Source organism: Schaalia dentiphila ATCC 17982, from assembly GCF_000154225.1.
Lineage (GTDB): Bacteria > Actinomycetota > Actinomycetes > Actinomycetales > Actinomycetaceae > Pauljensenia > Pauljensenia dentiphila.
On sequence record NZ_DS264586.1, the window covers coordinates 1,829,962 to 1,855,774 of the forward strand.

The 25,813-nt window shown below is 65.3% G+C and carries 24 protein-coding genes; 7 read left to right on the forward strand and 17 right to left on the reverse strand.

The window, feature by feature from the left end; all coding sequences use genetic code 11:
• Window position 1 precedes the first annotated feature (1 nt).
• The 6 genes from rpsP to ACTODO_RS07840 form a co-directional block, all read right to left on the reverse strand.
• On the reverse strand, window positions 2–463 hold the full coding sequence (gene rpsP / locus ACTODO_RS07815; protein ID WP_034512335.1) for a 30S ribosomal protein S16: 462 nt from the start codon (window positions 461–463) through the stop codon (window positions 2–4).
• Window positions 464–678: 215 nt separating this feature from the next.
• Window positions 679–1,785 carry an amidohydrolase family protein gene (locus ACTODO_RS07820; RefSeq protein WP_003792830.1) on the reverse strand — a complete coding sequence of 369 codons (1,107 nt, stop codon included), beginning with the start codon at window positions 1,783–1,785 and terminating at the stop codon, window positions 679–681.
• Between the two features lie 3 nt (window positions 1,786–1,788).
• Complete coding sequence (gene ffh, locus ACTODO_RS07825; RefSeq protein ID WP_003792831.1) at window positions 1,789–3,372, reverse strand: signal recognition particle protein; 1,584 nt, start codon at window positions 3,370–3,372, stop codon at window positions 1,789–1,791.
• Between the two features lie 102 nt (window positions 3,373–3,474).
• A complete protein-coding gene (gene ftsY / locus ACTODO_RS07830; RefSeq protein ID WP_003792832.1) occupies window positions 3,475–4,716 on the reverse strand; it encodes a signal recognition particle-docking protein FtsY in 1,242 nt (413 codons plus the stop codon).
• A gap of 58 nt (window positions 4,717–4,774) precedes the next feature.
• A complete protein-coding gene (locus ACTODO_RS07835; RefSeq protein ID WP_003792833.1) occupies window positions 4,775–5,173 on the reverse strand; it encodes a hypothetical protein in 399 nt (132 codons plus the stop codon).
• A gap of 126 nt (window positions 5,174–5,299) precedes the next feature.
• Entirely contained in the window at window positions 5,300–6,985 is a 1,686-nt protein-coding gene (locus tag ACTODO_RS07840) for an RNA polymerase sigma factor (RefSeq protein WP_003792834.1), read from the reverse strand.
• A 146-nt stretch (window positions 6,986–7,131) separates the two neighbouring features.
• Here ACTODO_RS07840 and ACTODO_RS07845 point away from each other — a divergent pair, with 146 nt between their 5' ends.
• Window positions 7,132–8,235 carry a polyprenyl synthetase family protein gene (locus ACTODO_RS07845; protein WP_003792835.1) on the forward strand — a complete coding sequence of 368 codons (1,104 nt, stop codon included), beginning with the start codon at window positions 7,132–7,134 and terminating at the stop codon, window positions 8,233–8,235.
• A gap of 15 nt (window positions 8,236–8,250) precedes the next feature.
• Here ACTODO_RS07845 and ACTODO_RS07850 read toward each other — a convergent pair whose 3' ends face one another.
• Window positions 8,251–8,604 (reverse strand): Rv2175c family DNA-binding protein, encoded by a 354-nt coding sequence (locus ACTODO_RS07850; protein WP_003792836.1) that lies wholly within the window; start codon window positions 8,602–8,604, stop codon window positions 8,251–8,253.
• An 83-nt stretch (window positions 8,605–8,687) separates the two neighbouring features.
• Between ACTODO_RS07850 and pknB the strand changes: the two genes are divergently transcribed.
• Window positions 8,688–10,631 carry a Stk1 family PASTA domain-containing Ser/Thr kinase gene (gene pknB, locus ACTODO_RS07855; RefSeq protein ID WP_003792837.1) on the forward strand — a complete coding sequence of 648 codons (1,944 nt, stop codon included), beginning with the start codon at window positions 8,688–8,690 and terminating at the stop codon, window positions 10,629–10,631.
• A gap of 81 nt (window positions 10,632–10,712) precedes the next feature.
• Here the strand turns inward: pknB and ACTODO_RS07860 are convergent, their stop codons facing one another.
• From ACTODO_RS07860 to ACTODO_RS07870, 3 genes are all read right to left on the reverse strand, one after another.
• Complete coding sequence (locus ACTODO_RS07860; protein WP_034512337.1) at window positions 10,713–12,152, reverse strand: class II 3-deoxy-7-phosphoheptulonate synthase; 1,440 nt, start codon at window positions 12,150–12,152, stop codon at window positions 10,713–10,715.
• Window positions 12,153–12,162: 10 nt separating this feature from the next.
• The gene (locus ACTODO_RS07865; RefSeq protein WP_034467758.1) at window positions 12,163–13,380 is read right to left on the reverse strand and encodes a pyrophosphate--fructose-6-phosphate 1-phosphotransferase; all 1,218 of its coding nucleotides are present in this window, start codon (window positions 13,378–13,380) and stop codon (window positions 12,163–12,165) included.
• A gap of 207 nt (window positions 13,381–13,587) precedes the next feature.
• Window positions 13,588–14,400: a lysophospholipid acyltransferase family protein gene (locus ACTODO_RS07870; protein WP_003792841.1), complete on the reverse strand. Its 813-nt coding sequence runs from the start codon at window positions 14,398–14,400 to the stop codon at window positions 13,588–13,590.
• A 169-nt stretch (window positions 14,401–14,569) separates the two neighbouring features.
• Here ACTODO_RS07870 and ACTODO_RS07875 point away from each other — a divergent pair, with 169 nt between their 5' ends.
• Window positions 14,570–16,192, forward strand: coding sequence for an exonuclease domain-containing protein (locus ACTODO_RS07875; protein WP_034512340.1), 1,623 nt, complete (start codon window positions 14,570–14,572; stop codon window positions 16,190–16,192).
• Between the two features lie 14 nt (window positions 16,193–16,206).
• Here ACTODO_RS07875 and trpD read toward each other — a convergent pair whose 3' ends face one another.
• The 6 genes from trpD to ACTODO_RS07905 form a co-directional block, all read right to left on the reverse strand.
• Window positions 16,207–17,262 (reverse strand): anthranilate phosphoribosyltransferase, encoded by a 1,056-nt coding sequence (gene trpD, locus ACTODO_RS07880; RefSeq protein WP_003792843.1) that lies wholly within the window; start codon window positions 17,260–17,262, stop codon window positions 16,207–16,209.
• Window positions 17,262–17,654 carry a response regulator transcription factor gene (locus ACTODO_RS07885; protein ID WP_003792844.1) on the reverse strand — a complete coding sequence of 131 codons (393 nt, stop codon included), beginning with the start codon at window positions 17,652–17,654 and terminating at the stop codon, window positions 17,262–17,264. The genes trpD and ACTODO_RS07885 overlap by 1 nt, the downstream gene beginning before the upstream one ends.
• 115 nt (window positions 17,655–17,769) lie before the next feature.
• Window positions 17,770–18,774, reverse strand: a complete 1,005-nt coding sequence (locus tag ACTODO_RS07890) for an FKBP-type peptidyl-prolyl cis-trans isomerase (RefSeq protein ID WP_003792845.1) — start codon at window positions 18,772–18,774, stop codon at window positions 17,770–17,772.
• A gap of 19 nt (window positions 18,775–18,793) precedes the next feature.
• Window positions 18,794–19,147, reverse strand: coding sequence for an iron-sulfur cluster insertion protein ErpA (gene erpA, locus ACTODO_RS07895; RefSeq protein WP_003792846.1), 354 nt, complete (start codon window positions 19,145–19,147; stop codon window positions 18,794–18,796).
• 85 nt (window positions 19,148–19,232) lie between these two features.
• Window positions 19,233–20,201: a glycerate kinase gene (locus ACTODO_RS07900; protein WP_003792847.1), complete on the reverse strand. Its 969-nt coding sequence runs from the start codon at window positions 20,199–20,201 to the stop codon at window positions 19,233–19,235.
• Window positions 20,198–21,571, reverse strand: a complete 1,374-nt coding sequence (locus tag ACTODO_RS07905; RefSeq protein ID WP_208853698.1) for a M20/M25/M40 family metallo-hydrolase — start codon at window positions 21,569–21,571, stop codon at window positions 20,198–20,200. Before ACTODO_RS07905 ends, ACTODO_RS07900 begins: the two co-directional genes overlap by 4 nt.
• 100 nt (window positions 21,572–21,671) lie before the next feature.
• On the opposite strand from ACTODO_RS07905, the gene ACTODO_RS07910 reads away from it, so the two are divergent.
• The 4 genes from ACTODO_RS07910 to ACTODO_RS07925 all read left to right on the forward strand — a co-directional run bounded on the left by ACTODO_RS07910 (window position 21,672) and on the right by ACTODO_RS07925 (window position 24,959).
• Entirely contained in the window at window positions 21,672–22,253 is a 582-nt protein-coding gene (locus ACTODO_RS07910) for a DUF3043 domain-containing protein (protein ID WP_003792850.1), read from the forward strand.
• 186 nt (window positions 22,254–22,439) lie between these two features.
• Window positions 22,440–22,994 carry a hypothetical protein gene (locus ACTODO_RS07915; RefSeq protein WP_003792851.1) on the forward strand — a complete coding sequence of 185 codons (555 nt, stop codon included), beginning with the start codon at window positions 22,440–22,442 and terminating at the stop codon, window positions 22,992–22,994.
• Window positions 22,995–23,012: 18 nt separating this feature from the next.
• Window positions 23,013–24,077: a quinone-dependent dihydroorotate dehydrogenase gene (locus ACTODO_RS07920; RefSeq protein WP_034512342.1), complete on the forward strand. Its 1,065-nt coding sequence runs from the start codon at window positions 23,013–23,015 to the stop codon at window positions 24,075–24,077.
• Between the two features lie 9 nt (window positions 24,078–24,086).
• Window positions 24,087–24,959: a TrmH family RNA methyltransferase gene (locus ACTODO_RS07925; protein ID WP_003792853.1), complete on the forward strand. Its 873-nt coding sequence runs from the start codon at window positions 24,087–24,089 to the stop codon at window positions 24,957–24,959.
• Between the two features lie 104 nt (window positions 24,960–25,063).
• Here the strand turns inward: ACTODO_RS07925 and ACTODO_RS07930 are convergent, their stop codons facing one another.
• Entirely contained in the window at window positions 25,064–25,810 is a 747-nt protein-coding gene (locus ACTODO_RS07930; protein WP_003792854.1) for an HAD-IIB family hydrolase, read from the reverse strand.
• Window positions 25,811–25,813 lie beyond the last annotated feature (3 nt).

Consider the following 25,813-nt stretch of genomic DNA (forward strand, 5'->3'; position numbering starts at 1 on the left):
CTCAGGCATCCTCTCCGGCGGCCTCTTCGGAAGCCTGCTCGCCGGCCTCAGCCTCAGCAGCGGCTGCGGCGGCCTCTTCCTCGGCCTTCTTGGCGGAAGCAGCGGCCTTAGACTTCTCGGCAGCAGCCTCGGCGTCCTTGATGGCCTGCTCGGCCTGGGCGGCCTTGTCAGCCTCGGAGACGATGACGCGGGAAACAGCGTCGGCCTTGCCGTTGAACTTGGCGATATCACCGGTCAGGACCAGCAGCTTGCGGACCTGGTCGGAAGGCTGAGCGCCAACACCGAGCCAGTACTGGGCACGCTCAGAGTCGATGCGGATGATCGACGGGTTGGGCTGAGGATCGTAGTAACCGACCTCTTCGATGACGCGGCCGTCACGCTTCTTGCGCGAATCGACAACGACAACACGGTACTGGGCAGCGTGGATCTTACCCACGCGCTTCAGGCGAATTCGAACTGCCACTTGAGTGGTCTCTCCATTTCAGATTGGTGTGGACCTTTGCGTCCCAAGGTGGGAAACACAGGGGTCGCATTGGGCCGGGACACGACGGCACGCAGTGAGAGGGTCTACGAACCGCCGGGTACAGCTAGCGATTATGCCATATGTCGCCCCTGAATCCCAAGTCAGGAGCGAGTGCCGTGTCGTGCGAATCGGTTAAATCGATCACTGCCGCGAACTCAGGAGGACAGACGCTCCCACATGGGCGTTCCACCCACCGTGACGCGCACGGGGTTCGCAAGGATCGTCGGATTGACCCTCGGATCCTCGTCCAGGATCAGGAAATCAGCGGGACCCCCCTCGACGAGGCCGGGGTAACCGAGGTAGCGCTGGCTCACCCACGTCGCAGCGTCGATCGTGAACTCAGCGGGCGCGCCCCATCGGAGCCACCGGTCAAGCTCGCCGGCGATCGTGCCGTGATCCTGGTAGCCGCCCGAGTCGGTTCCCATCAAGAGAAGGACGCCGGAGTCGACGAGCATCTCGAAGTGGGAGCGCCGCTCGTCGTACATTGCCCGCATCGTCGCCGCATAGACGGGGTACTTCGCCCCCGCCTGGGCCGCAAAATCCTTGAAGAGCTCGACCTGGCGCAGCGTCGGCGTCACCGCGATGCCGCGTGCGGCAATCTCGCTGGCCTGATCCGCATCGATACCGCTGCCATGTTCAATGTCGTCAACGCCGGCCTCAATGAGCGAGTCGATCACGCGGTGCGAGAACGCGTGCACGGCGATCCTCGCCCCGGCCTCGTGCACGGCGGCAACAGCGTCAGTCAACACCGCGGGATCCCACAGAGGCATGAGGTCAGAGTCTGCTCCAGCGCTGCGGTCGATCCAGTCACCGACGATCTTCACCCACCCGTCGGAGGAGTGCGCCATTGACGCGAGGACCGCGGGAAGCTCGCTCTGATCGTCGACGTCCAGCGGCAGGTCACGCATGTAGCGCTTCGGACGCGCAACATGGCGACCACAGCGGATCAGGTGCAGGCCGGTTGCGCGAGCGGCAAGCGAGTTATCAACCGGCACGCCACAGTCGCGCACGACGGTTACGCCGCTCGCGAGCGTCGCGCGCGCCTGCTCGACCATCTCAGCCTCGGACACCGAACCGGACTCCGAGTACCCAATGTGGCAGTGCGTATCCACCATACCGGGGACGACGAATCCCGCCGACGGCGCGGTTTCCACCTCGTTCACACGGCGAATGACTCCCCCATTGACACGCCACGTGCCGCGCACCCACGACGGGCGCTCGGACTCGTTATCCGCCCACAGGGCGAGCCCACTGAACTCCATGCCTCAGAGCTGGCCGAGCATGCGCTTGACGTCGTCCGGCAGATCGTCGATCGTCGGACGCGGAGCGGGGGCCTCCTGGGCAACGCCGAAGGAGGAACCCTGGGGCGCGCTGCGCTCAGACGGAGGCAGCATGGCCTCCAGCTCCTGCTGGCGACGCTTCGCGGGGTTACCGGATCGTGCGCTCTTCTTCATGCGAGCACGCTGGGCCTGAGCCTTGCGGGCGTTGGCCTTCTGCTTCGCCTTGCCGCCGCGGCCGGGCAGTGCGCCCATACCGGGAACACCGCCACCCATCTGGCCCATCTGCGCCATCATCTCGCGCGCAGCCTCGAAACGCTGGACGAGCTGGTTCACCTCGGTGACAGTCGTGCCGGAACCGAGGGCGATACGCGCTCGACGCGAACCGTTAAGAATCGACACGTCCTCGCGCTCGGCCGGGGTCATCGAGCGGACGATGGCCTCCACGCGGTCGACCTCGCGCTCGTCGAAGTTCTCGATCTGCTCGCGCATCTGGGCGGCACCCGGGATCATGCCGAGCATCTTCTTCATCGAACCAAGCTTCTTGATCTGCTGAAGCTGGCTCAGGAAGTCGCCGAGGGTAAGCTGGCCGGCCATTGCCTTAGCCGCAACCTTCTCCGCCTCCTCGGCATCCATCTTCTTTTCAGCCTGCTCGATGAGGGTGAGGATGTCACCCATATCGAGGATGCGGCCGGCCATACGGTCGGCGTGGAAGCGCTCAAAGTCGTCAAGGCCCTCGCCCGTTGAGGCAAACAGAATCGGCGCGCCGGTCACGCCGCGAACGGACAGCGCGGCACCACCGCGCGCATCGCCGTCCAGCTTGGATAGAACGACGCCCGTGAAGCCGACGCCGTCACGGAAGGCTGTGGAGGTGGAGACCGCGTCCTGACCGACCATGGCGTCAAGGACGAACATGATCTCGTGGGGGTTGACGGCATCGCGGATGGCGATAGCCTGCTCCATCATCTCCTGGTCGACGCCGAGGCGACCTGCCGTATCGACGATGACCACGTTGATGCCGCTCTGGCGGGCGAACTCGACGCCGCTACGCGCAACCTCGACGGGGTCGCCCACGCCGTTGCCAGGCTCGGGCGCCCACACCTTGACGCCGGCGCGCTCGCCAACAACCTGGAGCTGCTGGACGGCGTTGGGGCGCTGGAGGTCGGAGGCGACGAGCAGGACCGTCTTGCCCTCCTCGCGCAGCCACTTACCCAGCTTTCCGGCGAGCGTGGTCTTACCGGCACCCTGGAGGCCAGCGAGCATGAAGACGGTGGGACCGGACTCAGCGAAATTCAGCTCACGCGTGGCGCCACCGAGGATCTCAACGAGCTCCTCGTGCACGATGGAAACGACCTGCTGACCCGGGTTGAGGGCCTTCGAGCGGGCTGCGCCGTAGGCCTTTTCGCGCACCTGCGTGGTGAACTGGCGAACGACGGGGAGCGCAACGTCCGCGTCGATGAGGGCGCGACGGATGTCGGAAATCGCGTGATCGACGTCCGACTCGGTCAGGACGCCGCGGCTACGCAGGCTACGGAACGACTGGCTCAGACGATCTGACAGGTTTCCAAACACGTGTTTACTCCCAGGATGGCGGCTGTACTAGGCACAGGTTAGCGCACCTCGGCCCCGGGAGTCGTCTCACCGGGGCCGAGGTACGCGTCATGGTGGCGGGGTTCAGCCCTGCGCGGAACCCACGATCGCGTCAACGAAGCCCTGCGGATCGAAGGGGGCCAGATCGTCGGCCCCCTCGCCGAGGCCGACGAACTTGACGGGAACGCCCAGCGCACGCTGGACGGAGACGACGATGCCACCCTTGGCGGAACCGTCGAGCTTCGTCAGAACGATGCCGGTCACGCCGGTAGCTTCCGCGAAGACCTCGGCCTGCTTCATGCCGTTCTGGCCGGTGGTGGCGTCAAGCACCAGAAGGACCTCGGAGACCGGGGCCTGCTTGGTCATGACGCGCTTGATCTTACCGAGCTCGTCCATCAGCGTGGACTTATTCTGCAGGCGTCCCGCGGTATCGACAAGAACAACATCAACGTCGCGCTCGACGCCTTCGCGCACGGCTTCGAAAGCAACAGAGGCCGGGTCTGCACCCTCGCGGTCGCTGCGCACGACATCGACGCCAACTCGCTCGCCCCACGTCGCCAGCTGATCGGCGGCGGCCGCGCGGAAGGTGTCGGCGGCGCCCAGGATCACGGACTTGTCTTCCGCGACGAGGATGCGCGCGAGCTTGCCAACGGTCGTGGTCTTTCCGGTGCCGTTCACACCGACCATCAGGACAACCGCGGGCTTGACGGAGCCGTCGACCTCGGGGCGTTCGAGGTTGAGAGAGCGATCCATGGCGGGATCGACGAGCTCCAGGAGCTCCTCGCGAAGAATCTCACGGATGCGCGCTTCGTCAGTCACGGACTCGACCGCGACGCGGCGCTTGAGGGCTTCCATCAACGTGTCAGTAGCCTCCAGGCCAAGGTCAGCGATGAGGAGAGACTCCTCGATCTCCTCCCAGTCGGCGGCACCGAGCTGGCCGCGGCTGAGAACGCCGAGGATCGCACGCCCAAGCGAGCCGGAAGACGCGAGGCGTTCGCGCAGGCGCTCCATGCGTCCGCGCACGGGTTCGGGGCGCTCGATGGACGAGGCCGGGGTTGCGGGAGCCTCAGGGCGCTGCTCGGGGGTGGGCGCGAGCTCATCTACCGGACCCGCTCGAGGCTGGTCCGCTGTATCAAGCGGCGCCTCGGTAGGCGAATCGGGACGAGCCTCAACGGAAGCCTGAGCCTGGGGCTGAGGGGTCACGTCCTGCGAGGAACGGCGACGCGAACTCACGACAAGACGAATAACGACACCGATAAGCACGGCGACCGCCAGGGCGATAACGACTGCCCACGGCGATTGGAGGGTAGAAATAAAAGCGTCCATAGGGTCATTATCCCCTATGGACGCTCGTGACAGAAAACCTGAGTGCGGCATCACTGCCTTATAACTGCGTTGACTCCGGCACGGACTCGCCCCCTCCGTCAGCGCTACGACGGCCACGGTCAAAGCGCACGCTCACGCGGTCGGTCACCGTTTCGAGGCGGTCGATGCCGGGTAGGCGGTCAGCGTCGAAGTAGGCGCTCGTCGAGTCAGCACTTTGCAGGAGCGAGCGCAGGGACGCCGTACGCGGAACCACGGGTCCGTCGGGTGAGGAGGAGGCACGCTTGGGTAGCGAGTGATGGGTCTTCACCTCGTCGGCGATTTCCTCACTCTCTCGCTTGATGACGCCCTTCCATTCGTCCGCGCTACGGCGCGACAGCGCCAGCACAGCGACGACGCCGCCAGCAACGACGAGTACCAGAACGACAGTCAAAACGAGAATCAATGCACCCTCAAGCATGTGATCATCCTGCCTTACGAGAACCTCAATGCGCGACGATGCCACCCGCACATGCACGCATTGTGACGATGTTGTCACGAGGGCCGGGAACGATTGTTCCCGACCCTCGAACGCATCGATAGCACGTCAGTCGAGGTAGTCGCGCAGAACCTGCGAACGCGAGGGGTGGCGCAGCTTCGACATGGTCTTGGACTCAATCTGACGGATACGCTCGCGCGTCACGCCGTAGACCTTGCCGATCTCATCAAGAGTCTTCGGCTGACCGTCGCCCAAGCCGAAGCGCATCGACACAACGCCGGCTTCACGCTCAGACAGTGTGTCCAGGACGTGGTGAAGCTGTTCCTGCAGCAGGGTGAAGGACACGGCGTCCGCGGGCACGATGGCCTCGGAGTCCTCAATCAGGTCACCGAACTCGGAGTCGCCGTCCTCGCCGAGGGGCGTGTGCAGCGAAATCGGCTCGCGACCATACTTCTGAACTTCGACGACCTTCTCGGCGGTCATGTCGAGTTCCTTAGCCAGTTCCTCGGGAGTGGGTTCGCGCCCCAGGTCCTGGAGCATCTGGCGTTGGACGCGCGCGAGCTTGTTGATGACCTCGACCATGTGCACCGGAATGCGGATCGTACGAGCTTGGTCCGCCATCGCGCGGGTGATCGCCTGACGAATCCACCAGGTGGCGTAGGTCGAGAACTTGTAGCCCTTCGTGTAGTCGAACTTTTCGACAGCGCGGATAAGGCCCAGGTTGCCTTCCTGAATCAGGTCCAGGAACTGCATACCGCGGCCGGTGTAGCGCTTGGCCAGCGACACGACAAGGCGGAGGTTCGCCTCGAGCAGGTGGTTCTTCGCCTGCTGACCATCCTGCGCGAGGAAGTGCAGCTCACGACGCTCGCGGCTGGTCATCTCATCAGCCTGGTTCTTCAGCTTGTACTCGGCGTAGAGGCCTGCTTCGATACGGCGGGCGAGGTCCACTTCCTGCTCAGCGTTCAGCAGGGAGACCTTACCGATCTGCTTGAGGTAGTCCTTCACAGGGTCGGCGGTTGCACCGGCGACCGTCACCTGCTGGACAGGTTCGTCGGTCTCATCGGAATCGGAGACGACAAAGCCGCCCTTGACGTGGATACCATCGTTCGTGCGTTCACGAAGTGCGGCGCCCTCAGCGAGCTTCGGATCCTCTTCCTCCGCTTCGTCCTCTGCGTCGACGTCGTCTTCGTCGACGGTCTCAGTACCGAGTTCGGGGTCCTCAAGGTCCTCGCCAGTCGGCTCGAAGTCTTCGTCGACGGTGTCAACGAGCTCCTCGACGGCCTCCTCGACGATCTCTTCTTCCTTCTTCTTGCGACCGCGCGTCTTCGTCGCAGCGGGCTTCTTCGTCGTCTTCTCTTCGGAAGCGTCGGTGGCCTTCTTCGCCGTCTTCTTAGCAGCTTTCTTTTTCGCGGGGGCCTTCTCGGCGGCCTCTGCGGCGTCGGCGGCTTTCTTCGCCGTCTTCTTGGCAGCCGTCTTCTTCGTGGGAGCCTTCTTCCCGGTCTCCTCGGCGTCGTCAGCCTTCTTCGTGGTCTTCTTAGCAGTCGCCTTCTGTGCCGAAGCCTTCGGCTCGGCATCTGCAGCGCCAGTAGCCTTCTTCGCGGGAGCCTTCTTCGCCGGGGCCTTCTTCGCGGCAGACTTCTTCTCCTCGGCGGGAGCGCTCGCCGCGTCGACCGTGGGGGCAGCCTTCTTGGCGCGCGCGGCCTTCTTCGCGGGGGTCTTCACCTCCGTGGTTTCCTCAGTCGTCGCGGAGTCCTTTGCCGAAGCGCGAGATGCACTCACACGGGTCCCTTTCATTGATGGGCATGCACAACGGAGCCGATTGCAAATCGGCATACCAGCGCCAAGTCTAGTGCCTTGCCGTTTAGTTTTCCTGACGGTAGGTGTGAGGATCCCCCGCCTTGGGCTCACGCACGAACTCGAACCTCGGTTAGAGTGGGCGTATGACTCTGAGCGACAGTTTCGCAACGCTGCGTCCCTTCATCGACGAGGCGACGGCCACCAGCCTCGCACATCTCCTCGCCCGCGCAGGCACTTCCGACCGTTCTGAGGAGTTCTCTCGTGCGGTCCTCGCCTCCGTATCTGGAGGGAAGCGCTTCCGCGCCCTCATGGCCCACGTGGGCTACGCGCTCAGTTCCGGAACATCCGTCGAGGAAGTCTCACTCCCCCATCTCAGCGCGGCACTGGAGCTCTATCAGGCTAGCGCCCTCGTCCACGACGACATCATCGACAAGGCTGACGAACGGCGCGGCATGCCCACCCCTCACCGCAGGCTCGCGAATTACCACACCGCACAGTCGTGGATCGGATCATCGACGGACTTCGGTCAACACGGCGCTATTTTGGTCGGGGACTTCCTCTTTTCGGCAGCAACAGCTGCCGCAGACGAACAGGCCCTGACACTGCGCGAGGACTGCGCGCGTGCTTTTTCGCGTCGTTTCGCGGATATGCACGCGGAGGTCGCGCTGGGCCAGTACCTCGACATCACCGCCGAACAAACCCCGCTCGATCCTGAGCGCACCGATGCACTCAGCACGAGCGACTCGCTCGAGGTGGCATTGCACAAGTCGGCCCACTACTCAGTCGTCCACCCGGCGCTCCTCGGCGCGATTTGCGGAGCTTCATCGTTCGATCGCGTCGCCGACCTGCTCGATGTTCTCGAGACGATTCTGACCCCGTGGGGCCTGGCTTTCCAGCTGCGCGATGATGATCTCGGGGTCTTCGGAGACCCGGCAGTGACAGGCAAGCCGGCCGGCGACGACCTGCGCGAAGGAAAGCGCACTGCACTCCTGGCGCTCACGTGGGAGGCCTCCTCCCCCGCCGAGCGACGCGCCCTCACCGACGTCCTCGGGGTGGCCGAGGCTTCTCCTGAGCAGATCGCGACTGCAACCGACATCGTGGAGCGCAACGGACGCGCCGCACACGAGGCCGAGATTGCACGACTCGTCGCCGACGGACATGCCGCCCTTGAGGCCACCACCTTCGATGAGGATGCTCGCGCCATGCTGCGTGAACTGTGCTCGCTCCTGACCGCCAGGCGGGCTTGAAAAGACGGAATAGCCTCAGAAGGCCAGCGTCGAGGCGATTCGATTCACTCGGTGATGACGGCCCGACGTCAGCGCATCGATCGGGCGCTCACCCAGCTCGTCCTGCACGGTGTACAGCCACGCTGCTGCTTCCTCAGCCGTGAAGCCGTCGTCGGCAAGCAGGGTCAGTGTGCCCTGCAGGAACGGCAGCGGCTCCCACCCGTTGTCGCCCTTGACGATAACCTCCTGCGGGACGCCAAGCACCCCGCTGGCGTCGCGCGCTTCGATGAGCACACGATCGCGGATCAGCTGCTTGAGGCGGCGTTCCTCGATGCCGAGGAGACGGCAGACCTCGTCGGTGGAGAGCACGGTGATATCAACACTGGTCATGAGCGCAAGAGTACCCCATTCATGCGCCGCACCGACGTGGGCACTTCCAATGATTTCGCGAAAACTCCCATAGAATCAAGCAAGTGAGCGACGAACAGACATTCGACCAGACGGACCCGTTGATCGGCCTCCTCGTCGACGAACGGTACCGGGTGACGCGCAGGCTGGCGCGTGGCGGCATGGCCACCGTCTACATCGCGCAAGATGAACGCCTTGATCGCCCCGTCGCCCTCAAGGTCATGCACCCGCACCTGGCAGACTCCGAGGATTTCGTCGCACGATTCCGCCGCGAGGCGCGCTCGGCCGCACGAATCGTTCACCCCGGCGTCGTCTCCGTGTTTGACCAGGGCGTGGTCACAGGCCAGGGGTTCCTCGTCATGGAGCTCATCGACGGCACGAACCTGCGCCAGCTGCTGCGCGCGCAGGGTGCCTTCACGATCCCGCAGGCACTGCGCTACACCACCGACATTCTTGAGGCGCTGCGCGCCGCCCACCGCGTCGGCGTTATTCACCGCGACATCAAGCCCGAGAACATTCTCGTTCCGACCGACGGTCCGGCGAAGGTGACCGACTTTGGTCTCGCACGAGCTGCCTCCGAAGTCTCCATGTCTTCGACGGGCAACATGCTCGGCACGGTTGCGTACATCGCCCCTGAGATCGCAACGACCGCTCAGGCCGACGCACGTTCAGACATTTATTCGGTCGGCATCATGCTCTACGAAATGCTCACAGGCTCCGTTCCGTGGGCGGGTGAGTCACCCCTGCAGATCGCGACGCATCACGTCTCCGACGACGTGCCTAGCCCGTCGGAGGCGCAGCCGTGGATTCCACGAGAGATTGACGATCTCGTCGCCGCCCTGACCGCCCGCGACCCCGCCTCGCGCCCCGCCGACGCGTCGGACGCGATCGACCTCGTCACTCGCGCTGCTGCCGCCATTCCGTCGGAGCTGGCCAACCGCCGCGCGGACATCGCGCCGGCTGACCGGGCGGGCGCCTCGGAAACGAGCGCGCTCAACACTGAGCTGATTTCGGCTCAGTTCACGAGGCCTCTGCCCCTCCCGGCGCCGTCGACAGTCGCCACTGTCCACACGTCGGCCCCGCTTCCCAATGCTTCGGAGAACGGCGGCACCAAGACGTACAAGCGCGCCGCCCTGTGGGCTACCCTCGTTGTTCTGCTCCTCGCCGCCGCAGTCGTTGGCGGACGCTGGTGGTGGACCGAATACGGCCCGGGCTCCTACCTGACCATGCCCGCGACGGATGGTCGTCCCCTCGCTGATGTTCAGGCAGAACTAAACGCGATGGGACTTGCTTCTTCCGTTGCGGAGGAGTTCTCTGACGACGTCGCCGCCGGTTCGATCACTCGCTCCGATCCGGAAGGCGGCGAGCCCGTCCACAAACGCGCTGAGGTTCAACTCCACGTCTCCAAGGGCGTGGACATGAAGACGGTCCCTGACGTCGTCGGTAAGAACCAGGAGGACGCACGCAAGGCCCTTACCGATGTCGGCCTCGCCCTGGGTGCCATCACCGACGCATACTCCGAGGACGTCCCGCAGGGCCAGGTCATCTCACAGTCCCAGGCATCTGGTTCACAGCTGGCGCACGACAGCGCCGTTGATGTGGTGCTGTCGAAGGGCCGTGAGCCCCTCACGGTGCCGTCGCTGAACGGGATGAACGCCGATGCCGCAAAGAGCTCCATTGAGGGCCTGGGCCTCGTGGCTGCACCGACCGAGGCGTTCTCGGACACGGTCCCCGAAGGCCAGGTCATCTCTCAGCAGACCAATGAGGGCACGATCCTGCACCGTGGCGACACCGTCGCTTACACGGTGTCGAAGGGACCCGAGAAGGTCGCGGTGCCCAACGTCGTAGGCCGCCAGCGTCAGGATGCTCGCGCTGCCCTCGAGGCAGCCGGCTTCACCGTGCAGGAGGAGGCAATCCTCGGTGGCTTCTTCGGAACCGTCCGACAGACCGATCCCGCCGCCGGAACAATGCTGAAAAAGGGCAGCGTCGTCACGATCACGATCGTCTGAGCGCGCCCGAGCCACTCACTCGTCATCAGTATCCCCGGCCTCGTCCATGACCGACGAGGCCGGGGCACTTGTGCGGTGAACTCACTCCTCGTGGGAGGAACACTTCGCCAGGTACTGGGCAACCTGGAAAGCCATCTCCAGGCTTTGCTGGTGGTTCAGGCGCGGATCCACGAGCGTCTCGTAACGGTCGCGCAACGACTCGTCATCGATGTGCTCACTGCCGCCGATCACCTCGGTGACATCGTCACCCGTCAGCTCGACGTGCAAGCCACCCGGGACAGTTCCCGAGGCCTCGTGTGCTTCGAAGAAGCCACGGACCTCGTCCATGACCGTCTCAAAGCGACGCGTCTTGTAGCCAGTCGACGACGTGATCGTGTTGCCGTGCATCGGATCAGTCATCCACGTGAGCGGACGACCGTCTTTCCGAGCAGCCTCCAGCAGCGGCGGGAGCGCCTCGCGGATGCGGCCGGCGCCCATACGCGTAATGAACGACAGGCGCCCCTCCTCACCATCCGGGTTCAGGCGATCAATGAGCGAGAGCATCTGATCCGGCGTGGTCGACGGGCCGAGCTTAACCCCAATCGGATTGCGAACACGCGCCAGCAGCTCGATGTGAGCGCCCTCCTCCTCGCGCGTCCGCTCCCCCGCCCACAGGAAGTGGGCAGACGTGTTGTAGGGCTCGCCCGTCCGCGAATCAATGCGTGTCATCGCCGACTCGTACTCGAGCAGCAACGCCTCGTGCGACGAGTACAGGTCCACATCGCGCAGCGTCTCAAAATCGACGCCCGCGGCACCCATGAACTTGATCGCTCGGTGGATGTCTTCTGCCAGCGACTCGTAGCGCGCGTAGGCAGGGTTCGACATGAAGCCCTGATTCCAGCGGTGCACCTGGCGCAGGTCCGCGTAGCCGCCCTTCGTGAAGGCGCGAATCAGGTTCAGGGTCGAAGCCGCGTGGTTGTACAGCGACAGCAGGCGCTGCGGGTCGGGCTCGCGCGCCTCGGGAGTGAACTCGAAGGAGTTCACGGCGTCGCCGCGGTAGCTGGGCAGCGTGACGCCGTCGCGCGTTTCCATATCCGACGATCGCGGCTTAGCGTACTGGCCTGCGATACGGCCGACCTTGATGACCGGCAGCGACGCACCGTACGTCAAGACGACCGCCATCTGCAACAGCGTCTGAATCTTCAGGCGCACGTGATCCGCCGTCGCCTCGGCGAAGGTCTCGGCACAGTCCCCGCCCATCAGGACGAAGGCCTCGCCGCGGGCAGCCGCACCCATCCACGTGCGCAGATCGTCAACCTCTCCAGCGAACACGAGCGGCGGCTGACGGCGCAGCTGCGCCGTCACATCACGGAGGTGTTCCGCGTCCGCGTAGGAAGGCTGTTGAGCAGCGTCCAGGCCGCGCCACGTGTCCCAGGGAGCGCGCTCCCCAGACTCGGGTGACCACAGACGCTCGGGGACGCGGCGGGAGCGAGGCTTACGCACAGGCTCACCGCCGCGTCCGGGAGTGATCGAAGGAATCACGCGAAGCGACTCACTCGCCGGCAGGCTCGACGGTCTGGCCGATCTCGGCCATCATCTCGAGGAACCAGGGCTGGGAGATGTCGAAGGGCTTGCCGCCCGCGATGCGCGGGAACGGGATGGCCTTCAGGCGATCGCCGTCCTCCTCGTCGTGGCCGATAACGCCGGACTCGCCCTTGAAAGCGCACTCGACGGCGAGGTCGGTCATCGACTTGATGAGGCGCAGGTCGTCGGCGTTGGCGCGCGAGGAACGCGAGAAGTAGCCGGACTTCTGGACCATGACCTTCTCGGCGTCGATCTTCTCGGCGAACTGCTTGGCGAACCACTGGCCGGGGTTGATCGTATCGAGCTTGACGTGGCCGAAGGGGTCACGCTGGACCTCGCCACCGGCGGCCTCGATCTCCGCGATAATCTCGGGGACGCCTGCGCCCTCGGACAGGAAGATGTTGACGTTGCCCTGCTCGTCCATGATGGCCTTGAGGCGCGCGGCCTCGGCGTCCAGGTCGATCTTCATCTCGGGCAGGAAGATGGCGTGGATGTCCCAACGCTCCTGCGACAGCCCGATCGAGGGCACCCATTCCTGGGTCTTCAGCCAGTCGTGGTAGCACTTCGAACCAGCGGCGGTCAGCCAACCGCAGTGGCGGCCCATGATCTCGTGGATGATAAGCATGCGCGGGTTGGAGCGGTGCTCGCCGATGACGTTCTGGGAGTACTCGGAGACCTCTTCAGCGGCGGTCCATGCACCCAGGGACTGGCGGATCGGCACAACGTCGTTGTCGATCGTCTTGGGCAGGCCCACGACGGTCAGGTGGTAGTCGTGCTCCTCCAGGTAGGCGGCCAGGTCAGCGGCCGTCGTGTTGGTGTCATCGCCACCGATGGTGTGCAGAACGTCAACGCCGTCGGCGCGCAGCTGCTCGGCGGCCTTCTGCAGCGGATCCTCATCCTCGGACACGAGACCGCGCTCGACAAGGTTCTTCTTGTTCGTCAGCTTGACGCGGGAGTTACCGATCGGGGAACCACCGAAGCGATGCAGGACGGCAGCGTGCTTGCGCGCTTCCTCGTCCACCAGCACGTAGTTGCCGGTGAGCAGGCCGTGGTAGCCGTTCTGGTAAGCGATGATCTCAACCGTGGGATCAATCTCGTTGTAGCGCTCAATGAGTCCGCCGACGGCGGAGGACAGGCACGGGGCGAAGCCACCTGCGGTCAGCAGGGCAACACGACGGACCGACATGAATGTCACCTTTCTCAGGTTGGTTAGGTAAGAGCCCGCGCGCGCGATCCGCGTCACCCCGGCTGCCCGATGGGGCTGCCTAGTGCGCGGAGGCGCGCGTGCGCGAGGCACAGTTCATTCTACCTGGCCCACGTCACGTTTCGCCCGGGACGCCCGTCCCACGAAACGCGATTGCAAGTACCAACCGTTGGTGACGGCCCGGCCATGTTACTCCTTGTCCGAGGCCTTCTCGTCCTCGCTGCACTCTTCCTCGGGAGCGGTCGGAACGGGCACCTCGGGGGCGGTGCGCCCACCGGGCGCGGGCCGACCATTGGAGGGCACGGGCCCTTCGAAGGCGCCCTCGGCTGCCAGCTGAGCCTTCACGTCGGCGGCGTACAAGTCCACGTATTCCTGGCCGGACAGAAGCATCAGGTTGTACATGATCTCGTCGGTGATCGCGCGCAGGACGTAGCGGTCCTTGTCGAGGCCGCGGTAGCGCGAGAAGTCCAGGGGCTCGCCGATCACCATGCCGATGTTTGTACGCGAAGGGATCTTCTGGCCAATCGGCTGCGCCGCATGGGTGCCGATCATGGCCACCGGGATAACGGGGGCGCCGGACAGGAGTGCGAGGCGCGCGACGCCGGTCTTGCCGCGGTAGAGGCGCCCGTCGGGGCTGCGCGTGCCCTCGGGATAGATGCCGAAGAGCTTGCCCTCACGCAGTCGCTTCAGTCCCGCTTTCAGTGCCGCCTCCGAAGCGCGTCCACCGGTACGGTCGACCGGGATGGTGCCGACGGCGCGCATGAACTCCTTTGTCATCCATCCCTTGAGACCGGTGCCCGTAAAGTAGTCGGCCTTGCCCATGAAAACGACCTCACGGTCGAGCATCATCGGCAGGAAGACAGAGTCCCACACGGCGTTGTGGTTGGACGCGAGGATAGCGGGTCCCTCGGCGGGAATGTTCTCCTTGCCGCGGATCCACGGGTGATAGGCGGCCTTCAGAATGGGGCTGCCGGTCGCCTTGAGAGCCTGATAGAACGCCACTGTCACTCCTGAAGTCTCGACGGGCGCGCGAGCGCGCGAACGAATTAGTATCAACTGTATGACGAAACGAACTGCCGTGCGCGATTGTGGGGAAACCATAGCGCCCGGTGAATCGGCTCGTCCTTTCGCGCGATCAGTGGTGTCAGCGACCCTTTCGAGGGCCTCGTCGGTGGAGCTTCAACCCAGCCTCGATGCCGTCGGGACGCCGACCTCGGGCGGGCACTGGGTTGTCGTCGACCTTGAGACAACGGGCCTGGGTGCGGGCGCAGACATTACTGAGATCGGCGCTGTGCGCATCCGTGATGGAGCGGTCGTGGACGAGTTTTCTTCCCTCGTGAAGCCCTCGCGTCCGATTCCACCGTTCATCACATCTCTGACCGGCATCACTCCCGCGATGGTGGCCGATGCAGCCCCGATCGCATCCGTTCTGGAACACTTCTTGGAGTGGTCAGGCCTTGGAGCTTCGGATTCCCCCGTCCTCGTCGCGCATAACGCGTCCTTTGACGTGGGCTTCCTACGCCGTGCGGCCCGCGCATGTGCGCGCCCGTGGCCTCGCGTTCGCATCGTCGATACGTTGGCACTCGCTCGGCTCGCCCTGCCACGCCCGCTCGTGCGCAACCACAAACTGGGCACGGTCGCCTCCTACTTCGGTACCGCCACCGTTCCCGAGCACCGAGCACTCGGAGACGCGCGCGCGACGGCAGAGATCCTCCTGGGGTTCATCGACCTGCTCGCCGCAGCCGGCGCGACCGATGTGGAGGACCTGATCGTGTTGACGGATCAGGCTCCGGCGCGCCGCCCATCAACGCCCGACTTCGTCACGGACCTGCCGACCTCTCCCGGGGTCTATCACTTCATCGATACCGCGGGAGGCACCCTCTACGTGGGGTCGGCCTCGTCCCTGAAGTCACGCGTGGGCAGTTACTACACGAAAGCCGAAAAGCGCCCGAAGGTGCAGCGCATGGTCTCCCTGGCCGCGGGAGTGCGACCCTACCCGACCGCCTCGATTCTTGAGGCGAGGATCCGAGAACTGCGCGACATCAAGGCCCTCGCCCCGCCCTATAACTCCGCGTCGAGGCGTCAGGGATCCCAGCACTGGGTCATCGCCGAGGCCGACCGCCCCCGCGTCGTTTCGTCCGTGACGCTCGACGACCTGCCCAACGCCCTCGGCCCCTTCGGAACGCGCGCGCACGCTCAGCGGGCTGCAGGGGCGATCGAGCGGGTCCTCGCCCAGGCCGATCACGACTCCTCGCGCGCCATCCTCGACGAGGCCGTGGAAGCCTCGTCACTAGCGGTCCCAAACGCGCTCACTTCCCTGATGGAGCGCCTGTCCGCGCAGGGGCTGTTCGAGGCGGCGGCTGGAGCGCGCGACGAACTGAGCGCCTACATCGCGGGCGTTGAGCGCGCAACCATGCGCCCCCTCCTGGCGGCTTCGCGTATCGTCTGGGGCGCGCGTCGCGACGGTGGAGAACCCGGCTGGATTCTGCATGTTGCCTCCTACGGCCGCCACCTCAGTTCGGTCGTCGTTCCGCCGCGCTCCGACCCGTCGCCGTGGATCGATGTTCTCACCTCCACGGAGCCGATCGAGACCGGCGGGATGGCCGCATCCGTCGCCTCGTGGGCTGAGACGTCACTCCTGTGCGCCGAGCTGTGCCGCGAAGGGACGCGCCTCGTCGAATGGAACGGTCCCCTCCCCTGGGCGCAGCCCGTCGACAGCCCGCTACGCGACGGGCGGCTGCGCGAGCTCTTAGCCCACGCAACCGCCCAGCAGCGTCACGACCCGCGCACCTGACGCAGGCGTTTTCCTTACGCGTTCGAGGCAGCCACCCAACGCTCAATGAGTCGCGCGCCCGAGCCGTCGGCCAACGCCGCTAGGGCACGCTCGACGGCGCCGCGCATGCGAGGCTCGAAGTCGGAGTGTGTCACAGGGTTCTCCAGGCCCTCCCAAGCCAGGATGCCGGCTCCAACGTTGAGGGCGACAGCGTCGCGGACCGCGTCCGCCCCACCGCCCGACAGCACGTCGCGAGCGACTCCCGCGTTCTCGGCTGCCTCGCCACCTGCGAGGTCCTCGATCGAGGCGGAGGCCATGCCCAGGGATTCGCGCGCATCGAACGCGGTTTCCACAACCGCTCCACCCGACACGAGCCAGACCTGATTGGCGTCGGTCGTCGTCAGCTCGTCGAGGCCGGTGTTCGCGCCACGGAACACGAGTGCGCTGAGCCCGCGCGACGCGTACACGCCCGCCATGAGACGCGCATTCTCCTCGCGAGACGCACCAATCGCGCACGCCTGTACGCGTGCCGGGTTGGTCAGCGGCCCCAGCACGTTGAACGCCGTCGGGAAGCCGAGAGCGCGGCGCACCGGGGCTGCAAAGCGCATCGACGGATGCATCTTGTTCGCGAAGAGGAAGGCGATGCCGACCTCGTCAAAGACTCGGCGCAGCGCGTCGGCGTCGAGGTCAAGGTTGACGCCGAGTGCCTCGATGACATCCGCGGAGCCAGACTTCGACGTCGAGGCACGGTTACCGTGCTTGACGAGCGGAATCCCCATCGCGGCGAGCACGATGGCGGACATCGTCGAAATGTTAACGGTCTTGTATCCGTCTCCGCCCGTACCCACGATGTCGAGAGCGCGACTAGGCAGCTCGACGTGTGCCGCGTGATCCTGCATGCCATCAGCCAGGCCGTGGATCTCATCCACCGTGGCGCCCTTGATGGCCATCGCGGTCAGGAAGGATGCGAGACGCGCCTCGCCGAGCTCGCCGCTCATGACCTGGTCCATCAGCCAGTAGGACTGGCCGTAGTCGAGGCTCTCGCCGACGGTGAGGGCGGCAATGATCGGCGCCCACTCCTGCGTGGCCATCACTTGGCTCCGCGCAGCACGTCGGCGACGGTCTCCTGAAGAATAATCGGGTCGATCGGATCGGCCACGACGGCGGCTGCTCCGGCCCACGTAGCCAGCCACTCATCCTGGGCGCGTGCGGTCAGAAAAACGATCGGGGGAACGCCGTCACGAGTCTCGCGCAGGTCCTGAGCGATGGACATGCCGCCTTCCTTCTTGGCCTCAGCGTCGAGGATCAGCATCGCAAAATCCTGCTGATCGAAGGCATCGCGAACGCCGAAACCGGTTGCCGCCTGGACCCACTCGATGCGGGGCGTGTCCTTGGAGGCACGCAGGCCAATGCCGTTAACGACGGCGTGACGGCGATCCTTGTCGTCGCTGAAAACCAGGATAGTGACGGTTTCTTCACTCATGGAAGCTCTCCTTGCATATGTCGGCCAAATCGACGCGATGACCCCATTCTAACGGGTAGCGGGCGGCTCCCCCACTGGGAGCCGCCCGCTACCGTCGACCAAAGCCGTGACGTGGTCACTGCATCGAAGAAGTACCCACGATGTCGACGACGAATACCGTTGCCTGCGCAGGGGTCGCCTCCTGGCCGGACTGCGCTTCCTGAGGCGGGATCGGGACCACGATGAGGATGCGCGATCCCACGGTCACTCCCGCGAGATCAGCCTGCGCGACGGGAGCCTCAAGAGGATCCTGGCTCCACGACGACTGAGTCTGGCCCTTGGCACCAAAACCACCAACGACCTGCTTGTACAGGACTGTCTGATCAGAGGTCAGCGCCTCTCCCGCGCCCTTGTAAATCGAGTACATCTTCTGCTCGGTCGGGGCAGCAACGCTCTCGTCGATCGTCAGGGTGGGCTCGGCGCCGGGGTCACCGGAAACGGTGATCCCCGCGGGAAGCTCCTCGCCGGTCGCGACTGCGCTGCTGAGAACGGAGTCATCTGCGACGTCCTGCGTCGCGACACCCACGATATCCACGACAAACACGAGGGTCGAGTTTGCGGGAATGTTGCCGCGAGCCTGGCCGCCGTAGCCGAGAGACGCCGGAATCACGAGCTCGACGCGATCGCCGACGTGGGTGTGCGCCAGGCCGTAGGTCCAGCCCTTGACGACCTGGTTAAGGGAGAACTCGCTGGCATCGCCACGCTGGTAGGACGAGTCAAAAACGGTGCCGTCCCACAGGGCGCCCACGTAGTTCGCCTTGATCGTCGCGCCCGGGCACACGACCGCTCCGTCACCCTGCTTGAGGGTCTTGACAAGGACCTTCGAGGTGGGCTGGGATCCGCTACCCGCCGCAATCACGGGAGTATCCTCGCCGGAAACGGACGGGAAGTCACCCGTGCCGCTACGGTCAACGTTCGTGTTCTGTTCGGCGGAGTCGTCCGCCGCGCAGGCGGAGTAGTCGATGTCCGCAGCGGGAGACGAGGACGAAGACGACGAGGTCGCGTCGGTACATGCGGCGAGTCCGAGGACAAGCGCAGCCGCGCCGACGAGGGCGCCGAGGCGGCGCAGAGAGGACATCATGAGATGGTGTTCTTTCGGCTCAGTGGAAGGACTCACCGCAGGCGCAGGTGTTCTGGGCGTTGGGGTTATCGATCGTGAAGCCCTGACGCTCAATCGTGTCAGCGAAGTCGATCGTGGCACCGCTCAGGTAGGGCACGCTCATGCGGTCGACGACGACCTCGACGCCGTCGAAGGAACGAATCGCGTCGCCGTCAAGCGTGCGATCGTCGAAGTACAGCTGGTAAATCAGGCCGGAGCAGCCGCCCGGCTGAACGGCGATACGCAGGCGCAGGTCATCGCGACCCTCCTGCTCGAGGAGGCTCTTGACCTTCGCAGCAGCGACGTCGGTGAGGATGACCTCGTGGGTGGGAGCCTGAGTTGCGGACTCGGACATGATGCTCCTTATTGTTGCGGATAGACGTATTCCCTTGACACACTACTCCCCCGCAGGCGCCCCGCGCCACGGGTGGAATGCGCGCTCAGCGTAACCAAGTGCGGGCAACGCGACATCCAGCGTCTTCGAGCGTGACGGATCCCTCCGTCTCGAAGACTCCGTGGAGCCCCCATTCGGCCTTTTCGAAGTGCGACAGGCTGGACCTGCGGGTGATGGCGACGACCGGCAGCGCGTGCGTCGCAGCTGCACGAGTCACGCAGTCGAGGGTCGACTCGGCGAGAAGCGGGGAAGCCAGTTCTGGCTCGGCGACGATCACGACGTCGGCGCCATCAAGCATCTCTTCCAGACCCAGAAGCGAAGACAGCAGATCACCCGTTGCAACGATGCGTCCACCGATGGCCGCGATGACTGCTCCGAGGCCGCCGCCTGCACCCGAACCGCGCTGGCGAGCCGGGTGCACGTCCGCTCCGTCAAGCAGCTGGTGGCGCCCGAGCGGGCGGTGGGCGAACGCCTGCGTAAGAGCGGCAGTAAGAGCGGTGTCCTGCGCCTCGATCGGCTCCAGATCGGGAGCAACGGCGAGGACCGAGTCGAGGCCCAGAAGCGGGCGCGCGGTTGACGCCGCGCACACGAGATCCACACCCGCTTCGGCCACGAGGCTCTGCGCGAGCGTCAGAGCATCGGCGAAGGCCTCAGGATGCCTCGGATCGATGCCGGGGACGTCCAGGAGGCCTTCGAGAAACCCGGCGCCGCAATCGGGAGAGGAATTATGTCCACCTTCGACAAACACGGTGCCGCCGTTGCGGAGTGAATCCGCGACGCGCTCCCCCGCCTCGCGCGACGACGAGGCCCGGGTGGGTACGCGCACGAACAAGGCATGGGAGCGCAAGTCTGCCACGGCCTCGTCGAAGGTGGGTCCGGTTCCGAACGGAACCGTGAGCACTGTGGGCTGCGAAGCGCCGGCTACGACACCCCGGCGGATGGCGTCGAGCGCCTCGCCGGTCGGCAGGACGGGAGCTCCCCCATCCCACCGACCGGCGACAACGACACGTTTCACAGGGAGGCCACGCGCGTCAGCAGAAGCGCCTCGGCGAGGATCGCGGCCTTCAGGTCGGAGATCGACTGCGACTCGTCCTCGGAGTGAGCGTTCGTCAGCGGATCCTCGACGCCGGTGACGACGACCTGAGCGTTCGGGAAGATGCGCTGGAAGTCCGAGATGAACGGGATCGAGCCGCCCACACCGATGTTGACCGAGGGAACGCCCCAGGCCTCGGTGAGGGACTCGTGCAGTGCCTTCGTCACGGGGGAATCCATATCGGCCTGGTAGCCGGCACCAGCATCCTCAGCCGTGACCTCGACGCGCGCACCGAAGGGGGCATGGGAGAGCAGGTAGTCGATGAGCTTGGCCTGGGCCTCGGTGGGATCCACGCCCGGCACCGTGCGCATCGACAGGCGGAAGCGCGTGTGCGGAGCGATCGTGTTCGAGGCGTTGGACACCGGGCGAGCGTCGAAACCGATCACCGAAATCGACGGCTTGGTCCACATACGGGCGGCGATGTCACCCGATCCTGCCAGCTGCAGTCCCTCAACCATGCCGGCAGCGGCGCGCAGCTCTTCCTCCGGCCAATCCACGTCCGCGTGATCCGAGCCGCCCAGGCCCGGAACCGCGACGTCACCCTTCTCGTCGAAGAGCGAGGCAATGAGCATGGAGGAAATCGCGACGGAGTCGAGCAGCGGGCCACCGAACGCACCCGAGTGCACCGCGTGGTCGGCGACGGTCACGTCGACGGTTACGATCGCGTTGCCGCGCAGGGTCGACGTGACGGCAGGCTCGCCCACCTTCCAGTTCGACGAGTCCGTCACAACAATGACGTCAGCGGCAAGCTCATCCTTGTGGGCGTCAAGGAATGCCGTGAACGAGGGGGAACCGATCTCTTCCTCGCCCTCGATGAACACGACGACGTTGACCGGCAGGTCCTCGCCGAGGATCGACAGGGAACCCAGGTGAACAGTGATGCCTGCGCCGTCGTCGGAGGAACCACGGCCGTAGATGCGGTCGCCGCGGACTTCAGCCTTATAGGGATCCATGCTCCAGCGGCTCAGCTCGCCCACAGGCTGCACGTCGTGGTGCGCGTACAACAGGACGGTCGGCGCGCCCTCAATGTGAGGCGTGTGCGCGACGAGGGCGGGCTTGCCCTCGGTGCCATCAGCGGCGGTCTCGCGCAGGACCTTGGCCTCCAGGCCCAGGGCGGCGAAACGCTCGCGGATGTGCTCAGCGCTGCGCTCCACGTCGGCCGCATGCGCGGGATCCGACGACACCGACGGAATCGCGACGAGCTGCGTGAGCTCCTCCAGCAGGGACGGGAAAGCAGCCTCCAGGCGCTCCTTCAAAACGGACGTGGACGGTGCATGTGAAGTATCAGCCATACGACCAGGGTAGACCATGGGAGTGCGAGGCGTGTGGGCTATCCGCTAGCCTTGAAGCGTGTTTGGACGAAGCAAGAACAACAACGACGACGATGCCTCGATGAATGTCGAGCCCGTCTCCACGACGCCCGACGGCAAGAAGGGTCGCCCTACGCCGAAGCGTAAGGCAGCCGAGGCCGCCCGCATCCGCCCCCTGGTCCCCAAGGACCGCAAGGAGGCCAAGCGAGCCGCCCGCGCCGCCCGCAACGCGCGTTTCGACGCCGAGCAGCGCGCGATGATCACCGGCGAGGAAAAGTACCTGCCGGCCCGCGACAAGGGACGCGCACGCCGTTTCGTACGTGACTACGTCGACGCGCGCCACTCCTTCTCCGAGTGGATCCTCGCCGTCATGATGGTGTCCATCATCCTCATCATGGTGCTGTCGATGCTGGGCAACAAGATCCCGCTGCAGTACCAGGCGTACATGCTCTATGGGTCGTCCATCCTCATGTACGGCTCCTTCATCGTCACCGCCATTGAGGCATTCTTCGTGTGGCGCACGATCAAGCGTGTCTTCACCGAGGCACACCCGCGCGAGGACATTCCCTCCGGTACCGCCTACTACACCTTCTCCCGCATGATCATGCCGCGGCGCTGGCGTTCGCCCCGTCCGCAGGTCAACCGCGGGCAGTTCCCGAAGTAGTCGCCTTTCTCGTCGGCCCCGCCCTATCCACGTGGGTGCGGGGCCGATGTGCTTTATCCACAGGGCACCTGGCGGCTCTCCCGCTATCCACAGGGTGTGCCGTGGCGCTGGCCGCCACGTCCTCATGTGCATGATCCTGTCCGTGTCGGAGCATCGGCGCTCCGTCACGAACGACAAGGAAGCATCATGTACACAACGATCACATTGCCCTCCACCGCCGACGTCATGCTCGACGAAGAGGAGCCCTGCCCCGAAGGCATGTACGGCCCACCTCGATGGCTTGAGGATCGAGGCATCTCCTCTCTGCTAGCTCCCTACCTGTGCGATGGGTGGGACCTGGGCGACTACGCACGCTTCGCGGAACTATCCGGGACTGACGCTCGTCGGCTCGCATCCTTGCTGCCAAAGGACGCGCGCAACGATCGGCAGAACAACGCTCCTCGGATCATCGACCTGCTACGCGCCGCCTCCCGCATCGACGGACTCACCCTCGAAGGCTACGTCATTCGCGCGCCACGACGAGACGAACGCGTCAGCATCGACACCGTACTCGTTCCGGAATCTGCGATCATTGCTCACACCGGATCTCCCATCGACGAGGAGAGGTATCCGAGCTACCAGCACTGGCTGACTCTCGCCTCGGTACTTGGCCTCGGAGAGGACGCGATCCCGCCGGACGAAATGCGTGCGCTCATTCGAGACGGATCAGCCACGCGATGGTGGTGGGCATGGTGGGACTGATCAACTATCCTAGGAAGCATGATCCGACGCGCGTACAACTGGGCTTTCACACACTTCATCTCGCGTTCCAACCCGGAGGATGCACACCACCGGGGTCTGGGAGCAATTTCCTTAGCCGGACGATTCGCCCCGACGCGTGGACTCATGCGCGCCACTCTGGGCTACCTCGATCCGACGCAGTCCCCCACGCGAATGGTTGGCGGCGTCGAGGTCCCCCTGACCCTGGGTGAGCGTCGCCTCCCGTCCCGTCTCGGTCTGGCAGCCGGCATGGACAAGGACGCCGAGGCAGTGCTCGGCATGTGTGCCCTCGGCTACGCCTTCGTCGAGATCGGTACCGTGACTCCTCGTCCCCAGCCCGGCAACGACGCGCCGCGCCTGTGGCGACTCATGGAGGAACGCGGCCTGCGTAACCGCATGGGCTTCAACAATGCTGGAGCAGATGCCGCCGCCGAGAAGCTGCGCGAGCTGCGCTCGACTCCTGCGGGCCGCGCCACGATCGTTGGCGCCAACATCGGCAAGAACAAGGTGACGTCTGAGGCGGACGCACCCGCCGACTACGAGTACTGCGCGAGGACGCTCGCCCACTGGGTGGACTTTGTCGTCGTGAACGTCTCCTCCCCCAACACGCCCGGTCTGCGCGACCTGCAGTCCGTTGATCACCTGCGCCCGATCCTGCAGGCCGCCCGCCGCGGCTGCGAGGCAGGCGCTCCCGATCGCACCATGCCGCTCTTCGTCAAGATCGCTCCCGATTTGGCCGACGAGGACATCGTCGCCGTCGTCGAGCTGACGAAGGAGCTCGGCCTGGCAGGAGTCGTCGCCACAAACACGACGATCAACCACAACCTGGGCGAGGGCGGCGTCTCCGGCGCTCCGCTTCTGCCCCGTGCGCTGGAGGTCGTCTCCCTGGTGGCACGGCACCTTGACGACGACCAGATCCTCATCGGCACCGGCGGCATCTCGTCGCCCGAGGATGCGCTGCGCATGATCAGCGCGGGCGCCGACCTCGTCGAGGCGTTCTCTGCCTTCATCTTCGAGGGCCCTTCCTGGCCGGGCGAGGTCTCGCGCGCCCTCCAGCGCGCGTAAGGGACCGCCGTGATCATCGAGCTCACCAGCGCGGACCTGGCAGCAGATCCGCGCCTGGAGGACTACACGCGCCTTAAAGACGTCAAGCTTCGTTCCAAGATCGAACCGGAACGCGGCCTGTACATGGCCGAATCCGCGAACGTCATTGAACGCGCGATCCGTGCCGGCCACACCCCTCGTTCCTTCCTCATGTCAAGGCGCTGGCTACCGACCCTCACCAACCTCATCGAGGCGGCAACGGGTGGCCCCGACGGCGCGGACGTTCCGATCTTTGTCGCCGACGAGGATGTGTTAGAGCAGATGACCGGCTTCCACCTGCACCGCGGGGCCCTCGCCGCCATGCAGCGCCCCGTCCTGCCGACCCTCGCAGACCTACTCGCAACTGCTCGGGGCGGCGCCCCGGCGCGTCGCGTCGTCGTCCTGGAAAACCTCGTCGACCACACGAATGTGGGCGCAGCATTCCGTAGCGCCGCCGCGCTCGGCATCGATACTGTCCTCGTGACCCCGCAGTGCGCTGATCCCCTCTACCGACGATCCGTGCGCGTCTCCATGGGAACGGTTTTCCAGGTTCCGTGGACTCGCCTCGAGTCCTGGCCCGGCGACATCGCCACCCTCCAGGAGGCTGGCTTCACGGTCGCATCGCTGGCTCTGTCGGACGATTCGGTGTCCCTCGACGACTTCGCCGCGCTGCCCGCCCTCCAGGGTCCGGACGCCCGCCTCGCTATGGTGATGGGCACCGAAGGTGATGGACTGGGACGTCACACCATCGCGGCCTCCGACTACACCGTCAAAATCCCCATGGACCACGGGGTCGACTCACTCAACGTCGCAGCCGCGTCCGCCGTCGTGTTTTGGGCGACCAGGGGCGTCGGCGCGCAGTAACGCGTCACCGCATGACGCCGCAGCTGCACAATCTCCGCAGCCGCAGACAACGAGGCCGGAGCTGGATACCCAGCCCCGGCCTCGTCATCGTTTGCTGCGATGTGTCAGCTCATGGATGCCACGATCTCGTCGATGACCTCCACGCATTCTTCCCATCCGGACACTGCGCGCGTCGCGTAGCCGGCTGCCTTGACGGGGTAGTCATTGCCTTCCGGGTCCAGGCGGTCGCCGATGAAGAGCATCTCGGAGGCGGGGATGCCCGTCTCTTCAACGAGTTTACCCATGCCGAACGCCTTGTCGATGCCACGGGTGGTGATGTCGACCGAGGTCGAGCCACCGCCGCGAACGTCGAGCTCAGGCACGTCGGGCTGCACAGCGTCGCGCAGAGCGGCCTTCTTGGTGCCGTCCGGATCCCAGGCGCGCTTCGCGTCAAGCGGAGCCTCCTGGCCCAGAGCGGAGAAGGTGATCTGCGAGCCACGGTCCTCAATGATGTTGCCCCACGGGTTGGACTCCCACAGGCCGAGCTCACACGCGTGACGCTCGAGCGAGTCGATAGCGCGGGCGGCGACCTCGGGATCCAGATCGTGCGCGTAACGCTCAACCCAGGCCCCACCCTCATAGCGGTAGTAACGCGTGCCGCAGGTGGGCATCAGGTGCAGCCGAGAGAGTTCCTCATCCGTGGCGTGCAGGTTGTCCAGCACCTGAGTGCGGAACTGACCCATCTGGCCGCCGGAGATGATGCACACCTCCACGTGGTCCAGCAGGGACCGCAGAGCGACGTCCATGCGGGCCGGCAGCGGGGACTTCGAGGGCGCCAGGGTGTCATCGAGATCAAAGGCAACGAGCTTCACGAT